The organism is Flavobacterium sp., assembly GCF_039595935.1.
Lineage (GTDB): Bacteria > Bacteroidota > Bacteroidia > Flavobacteriales > Flavobacteriaceae > Flavobacterium.
Genome location: NZ_JBCNKR010000004.1, coordinates 354,321 through 368,938 on the forward strand (window position 1 = coordinate 354,321; position 14,618 = coordinate 368,938).

General features: G+C 35.5%; 14 protein-coding genes. 9 read left to right on the forward strand and 5 right to left on the reverse strand.

The features are described from left to right. Positions 1–48: 48 nt before the first annotated feature. The 5 genes from ABDW27_RS01860 to ABDW27_RS01880 form a co-directional block, all read right to left on the reverse strand. Positions 49–1,461, reverse strand: a complete 1,413-nt coding sequence (locus ABDW27_RS01860; RefSeq protein ID WP_343694355.1) for a TolC family protein — start codon at positions 1,459–1,461, stop codon at positions 49–51. Further along, positions 1,442–2,797: a biotin/lipoyl-binding protein gene (locus tag ABDW27_RS01865; RefSeq protein ID WP_343694356.1), complete on the reverse strand. Its 1,356-nt coding sequence runs from the start codon at positions 2,795–2,797 to the stop codon at positions 1,442–1,444. The genes ABDW27_RS01860 and ABDW27_RS01865 overlap by 20 nt, the downstream gene beginning before the upstream one ends. Before the next feature lie 2 nt (positions 2,798–2,799). Beyond that, entirely contained in the window at positions 2,800–4,455 is a 1,656-nt protein-coding gene (locus ABDW27_RS01870) for an ABC transporter ATP-binding protein (protein WP_343694357.1), read from the reverse strand. 98 nt (positions 4,456–4,553) lie between these two features. Further along, entirely contained in the window at positions 4,554–4,889 is a 336-nt protein-coding gene (locus tag ABDW27_RS01875) for a hypothetical protein (RefSeq protein WP_343694358.1), read from the reverse strand. 243 nt (positions 4,890–5,132) lie between these two features. Then, positions 5,133–5,534, reverse strand: coding sequence for a DoxX family protein (locus ABDW27_RS01880; protein ID WP_343694359.1), 402 nt, complete (start codon positions 5,532–5,534; stop codon positions 5,133–5,135). A 231-nt stretch (positions 5,535–5,765) separates the two neighbouring features. Here ABDW27_RS01880 and ABDW27_RS01885 point away from each other — a divergent pair, with 231 nt between their 5' ends. The 9 genes from ABDW27_RS01885 (at position 5,766) to ABDW27_RS01925 (ending at position 14,596) form a co-directional block, all read left to right on the forward strand. After that, complete coding sequence (locus tag ABDW27_RS01885; RefSeq protein WP_073417573.1) at positions 5,766–6,359, forward strand: TetR/AcrR family transcriptional regulator; 594 nt, start codon at positions 5,766–5,768, stop codon at positions 6,357–6,359. 10 nt (positions 6,360–6,369) lie between these two features. Then, positions 6,370–6,582: a hypothetical protein gene (locus ABDW27_RS01890; protein ID WP_343694360.1), complete on the forward strand. Its 213-nt coding sequence runs from the start codon at positions 6,370–6,372 to the stop codon at positions 6,580–6,582. A 4-nt stretch (positions 6,583–6,586) separates the two neighbouring features. After that, positions 6,587–7,828: an MFS transporter gene (locus ABDW27_RS01895; RefSeq protein WP_343694361.1), complete on the forward strand. Its 1,242-nt coding sequence runs from the start codon at positions 6,587–6,589 to the stop codon at positions 7,826–7,828. Between the two features lie 679 nt (positions 7,829–8,507). Continuing rightward, on the forward strand, positions 8,508–8,936 hold the full coding sequence (locus ABDW27_RS01900; RefSeq protein WP_343694362.1) for a hypothetical protein: 429 nt from the start codon (positions 8,508–8,510) through the stop codon (positions 8,934–8,936). A gap of 16 nt (positions 8,937–8,952) precedes the next feature. After that, positions 8,953–10,830, forward strand: a complete 1,878-nt coding sequence (locus tag ABDW27_RS01905) for a GMC family oxidoreductase (protein ID WP_343694363.1) — start codon at positions 8,953–8,955, stop codon at positions 10,828–10,830. Positions 10,831–10,835: 5 nt separating this feature from the next. Beyond that, on the forward strand, positions 10,836–12,116 hold the full coding sequence (locus tag ABDW27_RS01910; RefSeq protein ID WP_343694364.1) for a ferritin-like protein: 1,281 nt from the start codon (positions 10,836–10,838) through the stop codon (positions 12,114–12,116). 264 nt (positions 12,117–12,380) lie between these two features. After that, positions 12,381–12,743 carry an antibiotic biosynthesis monooxygenase gene (locus ABDW27_RS01915; RefSeq protein WP_343694365.1) on the forward strand — a complete coding sequence of 121 codons (363 nt, stop codon included), beginning with the start codon at positions 12,381–12,383 and terminating at the stop codon, positions 12,741–12,743. A 51-nt stretch (positions 12,744–12,794) separates the two neighbouring features. Next, a complete protein-coding gene (locus tag ABDW27_RS01920; RefSeq protein WP_343694366.1) occupies positions 12,795–13,817 on the forward strand; it encodes a heme-binding protein in 1,023 nt (340 codons plus the stop codon). 41 nt (positions 13,818–13,858) lie between these two features. Beyond that, the gene (locus ABDW27_RS01925; protein WP_343694367.1) at positions 13,859–14,596 is read left to right on the forward strand and encodes a Dabb family protein; all 738 of its coding nucleotides are present in this window, start codon (positions 13,859–13,861) and stop codon (positions 14,594–14,596) included. Positions 14,597–14,618: the final 22 nt, after the last annotated feature.

The following is a 14,618-nucleotide window of genomic DNA, read 5'->3' on the forward strand; positions in this document are numbered from 1 at the left end:
TTTTTCTACCAACCAAACATTCCTACGGAATGCATTACAGGCTTCAAATTAATCTGGATTGGCCAAAATCTTATACAACTCAGCATTCGAAATATAAAACTGATTTTCAATGCTAATTTGCGAAAGCTTAGCACTAACCAAATTATTTTCTCTGGAATTAATCAGGAAAATCGAACTTTCGCCAAAAGAAAACAGTTTCTCTTCAGAATTCAGCATTGTCACGTAATCTTTTACCAGATTATCAATTACGTTTTTTTGCCTTTTTAGCGAAGCAATTTCAGTTTGCTGTGCTTTTATTTTGTTTTTTAATTCTAGTCTTTGCTGTTCTATATCAAACTTTAAATCCTGAATTTTAAGTTTTGCCATTTTCAGGCTTCCTCTCTCCTTTCTCAGGAAAATCGGAATACTGAAATCAATATTAAACTTGTAATCATCAGCATTAAACGAATCAAAATATTGAGGTTCAGAAATATAATTATAACCAACATTTAATTTCGGAAGCAGTGAATTTGCCTTCAATTGCCGGTTAACTTCCAGCATCGACATTTTAGTTTCCAGTGCCTGAATTTTTGGGTGTGAATCCAGTGATTCTACATTCACCATCATGGCATCTGTTTTTAATGTTTCTTCAAGCGTTAAAATTAGATTTTCTTCAGGTTTAACCATATCTCCTAATTCAACCGGAACATTTTCAATCCACAAATAATTAGACAAATACAATTTGGCTTTTGCTAATTTCAGGTTCCCGTTTTCTACGTTCAATTCTCTGTTTCTAACAGTGATTCCAGCTTCAACACTGTCAATTGCAGGCGCATCGCCAAGTTCAATTAGTTTTTTAACACCTTGAAAACGTGTGCTGGCAAAACCTAAATATCTTTTATAAAGTTCGGCTTCGTTGTAGCTTTTTCTCCATTCAAAATAAGCTTCACTTGCTTTATACAAAACTTCAATTGCTTTTAGTTTTCGTTGTGCATCGCTTAATTTTAACTGCAGTTTTCCTTCTCTAACATCGGCCATACGCTGGTTGATGAACATTCCCTGTCCAAGCGCAACGCTGATTCCCAAAGAAGTTAATCCGTTATCAGGCGTACGATTCTGCGGATTATAATATTGTCCGTCGGTATCATCAAAACCTGCTTTAATTTCAATTCCGTACCAGGTCGGAATTTTAAAACTGCTGTTTAATAATGAATAATATTCAGTTCCTTTGAACTCTTTTTTATTGTAATCCACTTCAATTTTCGGATCAAAACCACCGCGCGCCAGCATCAATGCCGCCTGAGCATTTGTAATCTCAAGATTGGCCTGTTTTACCAGCGGATGGTATTTTTTTACATATCCTAAATATTCGCTGTAACTCAGTTCTTCTTTATTAAAATCCTGACTATAAATCGCAGAAAAGCCGAATAAAAACAAAAGAGAAAGTACAGTCCATTTCAATTTATTTTTTCTCTTTTCCATTTTTTGCCTCCTTTTCATCTGACTTATAATAATTTGGAGGGAAACCATTCAGGTTTCGCCATATTTCATACCACACAGAAACTGTTTCAAGTAAAGCAATACTCTGCGCTCCTGCTCCAATGCTCAGTTCTTTTGGCCATTTGTTATCAGGACCGTCCGGAGAAACAAGTATTCTGTATTTTCCATTCGCACTAATAAAGTTTTCAATTGCTACGACTTTTCCTCCGTATGTTCCATAAGATAATCCCGGCCAGCCTGAGAAAACAATTCTTGGCCATCCGTCAAACCAAACTCTAACTTTTGCACCACGATGAACCAACGGCAAATCGATAGGATCAACATACGTTTCTACAGCAATATCGTAGCTTGCCGGCATAATACTTACAATTGAAGTTCCTTCTTTAATCGTTTCTCCAAGACCCGCCAGCAAGGCACGGTTTACGTAACCGCTCTGCGGTGCAGTAATATAATACAAACCATTTCTCAATCTGTAATTTGTATACTGATTTTCTAATTTATTCACCTGAGCTTCAGTATCATATTGTGTGCTTAAAGCGGTAAATTTATCACTTCTTGATTTTGATATTTTTTCAGAATATTCAGCCGTGATTCGGTTTATTTCAACTCTTGCATTTATCAGCTCGTTTTTACTGCTCAAAAGTTTGTTTTGCTGAGTAATGATATAAGCCTCAGATTCCTGAAGTTTTAATCGTTTTTGCTCCACATCTGTTAGCGGTTTTAAACCTTCTTTATTAAGCGCCGTCGAACGATCAAATTGTGTTTTAGCAATTCTTAATTGTGTTTTAACCGCTTCAAGATCCATGCTGTCGCTTTTAATTTTCAGCTGAGCTTGTTTTATTTTATTTTGCGCCTGCTGCAATTTTAATTGTCTTTCTGTATTAAGAGATTGTGCCTGAACATCAAGAGAATTTACTTTATCGCCATACGATTCTACCGCCATTTTTTTGGCTTCAACCTGTTGCTTTGTATTATTCACCAGATTCGGGTCCAGGTAATCTTCTTTCACCTCAGATATAAAAACAATGGTATCTCCTTTTTTTACATAATCACCTTCCTGAACGTACCATTTTTCGATACGTCCGGCAATGGCATTATGTACCGTTTGCGGTCTCTGATCTGGTTTTAAAGTGGTTACAGAACCACTTCCTGAAATATTTTGTGTCCATGGCAAAAAAAGACATGCGACTAAAAAAATCAGGAATCCAATTATAACTCTGTTTAAAATTTTATAATGAGGTCTTTTGGCAACGCTGGTAATCGATTTGTATTTACCCGGCGTAATAAGTACGTTATTATCTTTAGAAATATTAAGCATGATTAAAGCTTTATGTCATTAATAATTTTTCCATCATCGATCGTTATCATACGGCTGCATTTGTCTTTCCAGATGTCATTTTTCGAAGTAACAATTACCGTCCAGTCATTTTCTTCAGAAAGTAAAAAATCAACAATTTTACCCGAAGTCAATTCATCCATTTTATCAACCGGATCTTCAAGGAATAATATATTAGGTTTGTTTACAATGCTTCTTGCCAAAAGGATTTTTTGAACATCAGAAGCAGAAAGTTCACGTCCGCCCGGATGAATCTGATGTTCCAGTCCGTTCGGAAAAGTTTTGATATAAGGTGTTAAATTGACATTATCTAACGCCCATTTTAAATCATCGTTATTAATGGCTTCATTTCCAAAAAGAATATTTTCTTTGATCGTTCCTGCAAAAAGTGTATCGCCCTGTAAAAGAGTTCCGGCCTGCGCTCTGTAACTATCTTCATCGAGACGATTCATAAAATTATCGGTCACGTACATTGCTCCGCTTTCCGGTTCAAGTAAACCTGCCAGCAATCGTAATAAAGTACTTTTTCCGGCGCCGTTTGTTCCTCTTAAAATAATTTTTTCTCCCTGATTTATTTTCAGGTTAATGTTTTTAAGGGATTTTTTATTGTGTTCCGGATAGTTGTAAGCAATACTTTCGGTTTCGATTGTAATTCCTGTTTCAGTTATGACAGAAGTTTTTGGAATGCATGAAATTTCCATATCCGTAACCTGACCTATTTTTTCTAAAGAAGTCAATACATCATAAAAAGATTCTAACCCAAAGATGATTTTTTCTACAGAATTAATCAGCAGTACAATCACAATTTCAGCTGCTACAAACTGCCCAATGTTCATTTGATGGTGAATTACCAGAAAACCACCAATCGACAAAAGAGCAGCCGTAACAATTACTTTAAAAATCGTAAGCTGAATGTATTGTTTTTTCATTACCTGAAAGTGCTTTTCACGGTAATTGACATATTGACTCACATAACCATCGTTTCTGTCTAATGCATAATCAAAACCGCCTTTTCTGCGGAAACTTTCGCGGTTACGAGCAATTTCCTGAAGCCAAGCCGCTACTTTATATTTGAATTTAGATTCGTTAAGACTCGTTTCTAAACCATCTCTGTAAGAAAATTTAAAAATGATATACAGAATAACAATAAACAAAAGACCGATTACGGTAAAAAACGAATGGTATAAAACCAGTAAAATAATCCCCAAACCAACCTGCAGAAAGGCTGTACAAAAGTCCAGCAAAAGTTTTGCAGTCCCTTTTTGAACCATAAGGGTATCAAAAAATCGGTTGGCTTTTTCAGGCGCGTATTCAGAATACATCTCTTTAAATTTAATTAAAGGCATTCTGTAAGCAAATTCAAAAGACGAACGAACAAAAATTCGCTGCTGCAGGTTTTCCACAATTCGCAATTGTAAAATAACCAATACTCCGCCAAAACCAACTCCAATAGTAACCAGAAAAACCAGAACTATCCACGAAACACTAAGCTGTCCGCTTTGAATAAAATTAATAATTGCCTGAATTCCTAATGGCAGAGAGAGGTTGACCAACCCCGCAAAAGCTGCGTAAAATATAATTTGGTATACGTCGCGTTTGTCTAAAGCGAGTAAGTTGTAAAAACGTTTTAAAGGTGTCATGAATTTATATATAAATACAAGATTAATAGATGTTAATATACGAAAAATATCGCATTCAGGATTACAAAAATTTTCATAATCCAATCAAAACTAAATACTTATATTACATGTCGAGGAGGCGGTAAATGTATCTTACCATGAAACCCAAATGAGAAAATCGGGTTGTCTATATAGTTTTTTCCTTTAAGATCATTTTGAAAATAAAAACCCGGCACAGAAGCATCAAGCGGCACAAGATATTCCAGCAAAGGAATCCCTTTTGCCAGCTTTGTAGTTTTTGTATCTTTTGTTTCGTAATCGTCCAGTTCTTCCGGAATTCCGTCGCACTTAAAGATCTTCTTTAAAAAATTACAGGTAATTCCTTTAACCGAATGAGTTTCAGTATTCTCTTTTATAATTCGGCTAAAAGTACTGGAGATATTAATACTGCTCATTAAAAAATAGCCGATTAGTAACGCCTGAAGGCATTTACATAAAAGGCTATTTTTAATTCTGTTGAGCATTGCAAAAAAATAAATTCCGGGGTGCAAGTTAAAACTAAATTTTCATCGCAACATTAGAATAACATTAGAATTCAAATTATTTACTATCCTTGATTTTACTGACTTTCTTACTAATAAAATCATAAAAAAAGCGGCACAATGGCCGCTGTATATTTTTAATTTTAATTGTTGTTTTTAATCCCAATTATTGTTTTTTGAAAGGGCAAATTTTCCTCCTCCGGTAAAAAATAAAGCAAGAGCTGTAAAGAAATATAACCCCAGAAGTTCTAATTCCCATCCTCCGTGATCGCTTATTTTGAAAATATCCTGACTATGCGCCATTAAAACTGCTACCAAACAATTGAATGCATAAATCAAAGCCGCAATTCTGGTTCTAAAACCTACTACAATTAAAATGGGAGCCAAAACCTCTCCTATTATAACGCCATAAGCGAAAAAGGCCGGAAGTCCTTTTTCAACAAGCATTCCACTTATAAATTCTAATCCGCCGCTGAATTTTGAAATACCATGCAGCAGCATTAAAAGTCCAATTGTAATACGAAGTATTAACAAACCAAAATCGTTGTTTTTTCTCATTTTTCAATAATTAAGTTACTAAATAATTAAAGTTTTGCCTTACAGAGTATTCTCTATTTATGAAAACCGTCAGAAGTAAAATAGTAAAAATATATGGCAATAAACAAGCATACTAAATTTTCGGTTTCTTACTTTTTCTAATAAAAATGAAAAAAAATATTCATAACTAAATAAACATTCATTTATTATTATATCTTTGCAGAGTCAATTCACTATTAAATCCTTTTCAATTTGAGAACCCGAGACATTAATAAAGAAGAATTAGTCAAAGAGAAAACTATAGAAATGATTGTAAAGTATGGTATCGAAGGCTTTACAATGAACAAACTCGCCAAAGAGTGCGGCATTTCTGTAGCGACACTTTACATTTATTATGCTGACAAGGAGGATCTGATCAAAAAAATTGGAACTGAAATGGGAACTTACTTTTTTAAAAGTTCGCTTAAAGATTTCTCACCAGATATGCCTTTTGCAGTAGGTCTGGCCAAGCAATGGGAAAATCGATCAGAGTTTATGCTGAAAAACACTGATAAGATTGCCTGCTGGGAAATTCTTCAAAATTCGAATTACGGTGAACACATCGTAAACGAGAGTTTGATGGAATTAAAAGAAATCATGATGCAATTTTTACACGGCGCAATTGAAAGAAAGGAAATTGTACCTGTAACTAAAGAAGTATTCTGGAGCATTGCCTACGGGCCTTTATATAACTTGCTTCGTTTTCATGAAAAAGGAAAAGGACTTGGGGGTACCACTCCATTTACATTAACAAAGGAAATTCAACAAGAAGCTTTTAGACTCGTGATAAAAGCATTAACACCTTAAATTTTATGTTATGAATGTATTGATTTTTGCAACTAATATAAAAACTGAATCCAGTAAAAACAAAATCGCAACATTCTTAAACGCCAATAAATCTATTCTGCAATGGACTATTGATCAGGAAGATATTGACTGCGTATTGAGAGTTATAAGCGAAAAACTAAATGCAGCCCAGATAATCGATTTATTGAATTTTCACGATTTTGACTGCAAAGAATTACAATAATTTTATGAACGAAAAACAAACTCAGACACCAGGTTTTAATGGCTATCAAAAACTGGTTATATTTCTTTTAGCCATGACACAATTTACGGTTGTGCTCGATTTTATGGTAATGTCACCGCTTGGAGATATTATGATGAAAACTTTAAAAATTACGGCTTCTCAATTTGGTATAGCCGTTTCTGCTTATGCTTTCAGTGCCGGAATTTCGGGATTGTTAACAGCAGGATTTGCAGATAAATTTGATAGAAAAAAATTGTTACTTTTCTTTTATATCGGTTTTACAATCGGAACTTTATTTTGTGCTTTGGCGCCTAATTTTTATCTGTTAGTTGCGGCACGTGTATTTACCGGTTTATTTGGCGGTGTAATTGGCTCTATTTCTCTTGCAATTGTGGCAGATTTATTCAGTTTACAGCAAAGAGGAAAAGTAATGGGATTTATTCAAATGGGATTTGGTGTAAGTCAGGTTCTCGGAATTCCGATTGGTTTATACATTGCCAATGCCTGGGGCTGGCACGTTCCGTTTTTATGGATCGCAGCTATGGCGGCCATTATTACGATAATTTTATACATCAGATTGAAACCTGTTACGGAACATTTACACTTAAAACAAGAGAAAACTGCTATAATGCACTTAATTCATACTGTTTCTAAAAAGAATTATCAGGTTGGTTTTTTAGCTACTGCCCTGCTTTCTGTTGGAGGATTTATGATGATGCCTTTTGGAAGTGCGTTTGCCATCAACAATCTTAAAGTAACTAATGAAGAACTACCTTTATTGTTTATGATTACCGGAATTGCAACTCTTATTACCATGCCGTTTATTGGTAAATTAAGCGACAGAGTAAATAAATTCAAAATCTTTGCATTTGCTACTGTATCTGCTGTGATTTTAATTAATATTTATTCGCATTTTGGCCCAACACCATTTTACGTTGTATTGACTATAAATGTATTTATGATGGCGACAATTATGAGCAGAATGGTTCCGTCGACAACTTTAACATCTGCTATTCCTGATCCGCAGGATCGCGGCGCGTTTATGAGTATCAACTCTTCTTTGCAGCAAATGGCCGGAGGTTTTGGAGCTGTAATCGCGGGATTAATCATTTATCAAAAAGACAGTTATGCACCACTTGAACATTACGATATTCTCGCAATGGTAGCTTCTGGAATTATGCTGCTTACTATATTTTTAGTTTACAGAGTAAGCAAAATTGTAGATCAAAAAGTAAATAAATTATAATGGAGATTTCTTAGGATTTCTTCAAATTTTAAAAGGGCTGTTTCATACATCGAAACAGCCCTTTTGTTTTAGCTTCGGAGAAGCGGAATATTTATAGCAAAAAATGACGTTTACAATATAAAGCTCCAGAGGAGCGACATATATCAGATTATAAATATATGTCGCTCCTCTGGAGCTTTTTTATTTGTTTTTCATTAAAATCTATAAATATTTTACCCCTTCGGGGCATTTTTTACTCCTCGTATTTTTATATCTTAAAACTTAATAAATATATATCCCTACTTTCAACACTTTACATAAAAAACATAAAAATCATTAAATCAAAGTTTTAACACCTCTTATAAATTTTCAAAACTTTTCGTACCAAAAAACAAACCTTTTATGACATAAAATCTTACTCTTATGTCAATTTCTCAATCTCGGCTTTGTATCTCAAGTAATTTTAGTAGAAAAAACAAAGCTCAATATAAAAACTAATACTAACGTATCGAGGTTAAGCAAGTGCTACTGCTTAAACTTCAAAATTTGCAGAAAACAGCCAATAGTATATCCAGCCTTTACTATCGGAGAAATAACTGCATCTATACTTATCGTACTTGTTAGCATATTGGACTTAAACATTAATCAAAAAATAATCAACAAAAACAATGTTTAACCCTTTAACTCCCAAAAAACTAACATGGAACCTATTTCCCAAACAAAGCTCTTTTTAGAGATTTCGGCTATTCTTACCGGTTTCACTAAAACCGAACTCAAAGCCACCGGAATGCTCGAAAGCTACTACAACACGATTCAAAAGAACACAGACAAACAAGACATCGATTATTTCTTTGTTGATGTGTATGCACTCTTAAATGACAAATCTTATAAACCAGAACAAATTGAAGATATACTGGCTTCGCAATATCTGGCTGATTCTGCTTATAATGGTCTGGCTAAAAACATCATTATCCTTTGGTATACCGGAAACTGGGGAAGCGAGGTAATTTCATCTGCTTCATACATTCAGGGACTTATGTGGAATGCTGCCCATACTCATCCGCCCGGAGCGAAACAACCTGGTTATGGCTCATGGGCTGAACTTCCGCTGACAGTAAAAAATTCTTAATCAAAAAGATAATCAAATGGAAAATAATTATGATGTAGTAATTGTTGGTTCTGGAATCGCGGGGTCAATAATAGCTAAGGTACTTACAAATGCTGGTAAGAAAGTATTAATGCTGGAAGCAGGTCTTTCAGCTGGTATGGCAATGGATCAGGATGCTAATTATAGAAACTATCAGGATTATCTTAATACATTTTATAATGCTTCTGCAAAAGTTCCGAATGCGCCTTATCCAAATATTAAAGATGCACAGTCAATCAATGTTCTTGATATCGAGAAAATACCTAAAAATCGTCCTGCTACAAAAGGATATTTGGTACAAATGGGACCAATTCCTTTCGCGAGTGACAATACAAGAGCGCCCGGAGGAACTACTCTGCACTGGCTTGGAACAACGCTTAGAATGCTGCCAAATGATTTTGTGATGAAATCTAAATACGGAGTTGGTGTAGACTGGCCAATTAAGTATGAAGACATGTCTCGCTATTATCAAATGGCTGAAAACGAAATTGGTGTTTCCGGAAATATAGATGATCAAAATTATCCCATTGAACAAAAAAACATTTTTGGGAAAGATTATGTATTTCCAATGAAAGAAATTCCAACAAGCTATCTTGATGGTGTCATGAAAAAGGTAATTGACAAAAACAGTAAAATTATACTTAATGACAAAGAATATAAACTGTATTGCATCAGTACGCCACAGGGAAGAAATTCAATCCCTAACTTAAAATATAATATCAGCGGTGTCGAATGGAATCGTGCCACAAAAACATTAGATATTATAAAAAATGACGCTGAAAATTACGATCCGGTTGGTTCAAACTGGGATCAGTATACAGGACAGCGCTGCGAAGGAAATGCCAGCTGTGTACCAATTTGTCCGGTTCAGGCTAAATACAACGCTATAAAAACATTCAAAAAATGTGATATGGGAAATCTCGTTGTAAAAACACAAGCCGTAGCTTCCCGATTGTTAATTAATGAAACTTCAAACTGGATTAACGGTGTGGAATATAAAACCTACATCAATGGAAGTTCTTCTGAATATGAAACACATACTGCTAAAGGAACTTTGTATGTAATGGCCTGCAGTGCTATCGAAAATGCTAAATTATTATTGGCTTCAGGTGCAGCAAACAGCAGCGATCAGGTTGGTCGTAATTTAATGGATCACATGACTGTTTTGAGATGGGGATTAGCAAAAGATCCTATTTATCCATATCGAGGTCCGGGTTCGACTTCAAACATTCCAACTTTTAGAGATGGAGAATTCCGTAAAGATCACGCTGCATGGATTTTGCCACTTGATAACTGGGGCTGGGCTTGGCCAACAGGTGCACCTGCAACTAATGTTATCAATGCTGTAAACGAAGGTATTATCGGAAAAAAACTTCGTGCTGCATTAGAAAACAATGTAACACGTCAATTCTTTACTCACTTCGAATGCGAGCAGGCTCCAGATCCTGACAACCGTGTTACTATCGATCCTCAATACAAAGATAACATTGGCAATTACAGACCTGTAATTCATTATAAAGCAACAGAATATATGCTGAAAGCTTTTGAAGCAACAGGAATTGTTTCTGAGCAAATGTTTAGTCAGTGTGGTATCGAAGATTTTACTTCTTACAATCCTACTGATCCTGATTATGTGACTTACAAAGGTAAGGGCTACACATTTGCAGGTGCAGGACACATTGTAGGAACTCACAGAATGGGATTCACTAAAGACGATTCTGTTGTAGATGCTAATATGCGTACGTGGGATCACGAAAATCTTTACCTGGTTGGCTGTGGAAATATGCCGACTCTTGGCACCTCAAACCCAACTCTAACTATGTCTGCTTTGACTTTTAAAGCGGCAGAAGCCATCCTTCAACAACTTGAACAATAACTATTATGGAAAATAAATTATTTCAAAAGAACAATCCAAATCGTCAAAAACTAATTAAACCAATTGCTGATTTGGATATTAACGAAGAGGTTTACTCTGTTGCTACAGATAATGCCTTTATTGCTGATAATGAATTCAATATTGATGCGCCTGCAATAGCGGCCAAAAAAAGCACATTAAAAACATCATTGAAAATGTCAAAAAGAGATGTAAAAAATTACATCAAAGATTTGAAACATCTTCAGGATTGCTTGAGAACTGCTTTAAAATTAGAACTTTCAACAATTCCTCCTTATTTATGCGGACTTTATACAATTAAAGAAGGAAGCAATGTCGAAGCAGCAGCTCTTATCAGAAGTGTTGTGGTAGAAGAAATGCTGCACATGGTTTTGGTATCAAACATTCTTAATGCGATTACAGATCCAAAAACAATCAAAAAAGGTGATAAACTTTTTAATGTAAAAGACATTATTCCGGTATATCCTACTCCGCTTCCTGGGGGCATTGTTCCTGAAGTTCCAAAAGGTTTTCCTCCGTTTGAAGTTCATCTTTTAAAATTCTCAAGAGAAGCTTTGGATGAATTTTCTACCATCGAAAGACCATCAGATCCTAAAGCACCAATAACTAAAAACTTCGATAGTATTGGTCAGTTTTATGAAGCGATTCGTTACGGTTTACTTCGTTTAAATGAAGAAGCAAAGAAAACAACAAAGAAAGGAATTTTCATTGGAGACCCAAGTCGTCAAATTACACCTGAACATTATTACGGAAGCGGTGGAAAAATCACCAAAGTCGTAAACTATGAAGATGCTGAAGAAGCAATTGGCGAAATCGTAGGTCAAGGTGAAGGTATCGACGGAACTATTGCTACAGAGCAGGTTTTATTTGGAGAAGATATTGAATATGCACACTATTTTAAGTTTCAGGAAATCTGTTACGGAAGAATGTACAGCGCCAATGACACCAATTTTCAAATGCCTGTAAAAAGTATTCCGACAGGAAAACCATTTACAGTAAGCTGGTCTTCTGTTTACAATATGAAAGCCAATCCAAAAATGAAAGATTACGAAAACAATCCCGAATTATTGGAAAAAGCAAAAGACTTCAATAAAGTTTACGTACAGCTCCTAAACGGAATTAACGATGCGGTGAGCGGTGAACCTGAACTTCTTATCAAAGGAATTACTGTAATGTATGAACTTAAATATAAAGCATTGGAATTATTAAACATTCCGCTTGATAATGGCGAATGCGCAGGACCGACATTTGAATATGTTGAAGTTTAAATGAAGAGTCAAGAGTTATGAGTTATGAGTTATTAGTTATGAATTAAAAGTTTGAATGTGTCAATAGACACAAAATATCGGAAAAAAAAGAAATCCGAAGTTCATTAGCGTGTCGCAGCTACGCGGTTTAGTACCTACGGCACATTTGAATTATTTAAACGCATTTTTTTTCTACCGATATAAAGTGCCTAACGGCACATAATAATTAACGATTAACAATAAACCATTAACAATAAACCATTAACAATTAACAACTAAAAAACTATGTATTACCCACTCGAAGCAAAATGGACCATTCTGCCCGGAAATGAAGACAAAGCAAAAGCAGCTTTAGTACAACTGGCAAAAGACGTTCAGGAAAATGAACCGGAAACTTTATTGTATATGGTTCATGTTCCGGATTTCAACCAGAAAAGTCTTCCAACTCCGCCGCAAGGTCAGGTAATTTTCTGGGAAGTTTATGAAAACCAAGATGCATTCTTTAAACATGTAAACGGACCCATATTTACAGAATTTGTAAAGAACTACGGCGATTTATTTCTAAGTGATTTTAGTACTCCGCCAAATGTTTTCATGACCACTGAAGTATTATTTCAGATACAGGGATTCAGCCGAAAAGCGCTTTAAATCCTAAAACAATTTAACCCATCAAAAACAATCAAATAAAAGAAAAATAAAATGGCATTAGAACAAAACAATCCGTTAGCAAACCTGAACCTGTCAGGTTTAGAAAAGTTAGAAGCAAAACCAGTAAACAAAGGTTTAAAATCAAAATTTAAAGCCGAGGCTGTACAAACAGAGCCTGTTAATCTTGGTGTATTAGAAACACTGGTTGGAACCTGGGTTGGTCCCGGATTCAATATTATTGAAGTTCCAAATATGAACCAGGCAAAACCGGGTCCGCCTCCGGCTGATAAATTCAAAATCATCTTAAATTCAACTGCAGAAACGTTTACATTTTCTTCTATTGGAGGTGACATTATCAACCGCGGAAATGCACAGGCTGATATCGCATTTCAGGGGCTTCATTATTTACAGCAGGTAGACGATGTGAATCTTCCGAGCGGTCAAAACGGAATTCATTTAGAAACGGGATTATTCTTAAATCTTCCAAGTGGCACTGATCCGGCGGTACAGCCAAGTATCGCCAGATTAGGTTCAATTCCGCACGGAGATTCAATTTTAGCGCAAGGAACTTTTTTCACAGTAGATGGGCCGCCGCAATTTGAAGTGGCTGATCCTACTCCGTTTTTTATTGTAAATGGAAAAAGAGTAAACGATACAAGCGAAACTTATTTATCGCAATTGGTAAATGCTGTTCCGCCTCCGGGAATTCCGAAAGAAGTAATCATGAATCCGAATATTCTTTTAGAAAACGCCATTAAAGGACAAAACATTACTAAAACGGTTGTCATCTTTTTAGATGCAAACCCAATTGACGGCGTGGCAACTCCGGGCGCAACAGCTCCGGTGGGCGGAATTACAAATATCCCGTTTGTAAACGTAAACGCTAATGCCAATAGTCTTTCTGCAATTTTCTGGATAGAAACTGTCGAAAATGCAGATGGTTCGACTTTCCTTCAATTGCAATATACACAAACCGTAATTCTTGATTTCCCCGTTTTTGCCCCAGATGGAAGCGTTGTAGAAATTAAATGGCCGCACATTTCTGTAGCAACACTTCGTCTTCAGGAATCATAAATTCTGAAGAAAGTCTTTAAAAACATTTAAAAGAGATTAAAATGGAAAATACTAATAAAGCCCCTATGTTACTGCACAGCACGTACTTTAACTTAGGGACAAGTAATACTCCGGGCATTGTAGAAGCTTACATGGCCGAAGCCAGACAATATCTTTCTGAATCTGTCGGGATGATTTCTTTCTGGATTGGCGTAAGGGCTGACGATATGGTCCGCCCTGAAAACGATCTTAATTACGACATTGCGATGCATCAGCTTTTTGTAAATGAAGATGCTTTTAATGTTTATAATTCAAATGATTCAGCACACAATCAGTTTGTTATTGATGTAAACCGATGGGTTCCGGGCACAACAAGACGTGTTATGGACGCTTATGTTACAAATCTTATTATTGGAGGAAATTCATCGGAACCACAAACTATAGGTGCCGATGGAAATTATCCGCAAAGTATGTTTCACGACCTGTATTTCTCGCTAAAAGATAAATCAGCAGAAAATATTAAAAAATTTACAGACATCTGTGTAGAATATTTATCAGGGCATCCGGGAATTCAGCTATTTACAACTGGCGGATTGACCGATATTAAAAGAAATGTTTCTGTTAGAAATTTTGATGTTGCGGTTTCTATTATTTACGAAAGTAAAAAGGCGTACGATGAATATCTGAAAAGCAAAAAACACGACGAATTTTTCCCCGCAACTGCCGGAATGATCGACAACACATACATTTTTGATTCTTATATAAAATATCAGTCAAAAGTGTATTCGCTTACCAGATAAATACAATTAACCCCAAAAACTA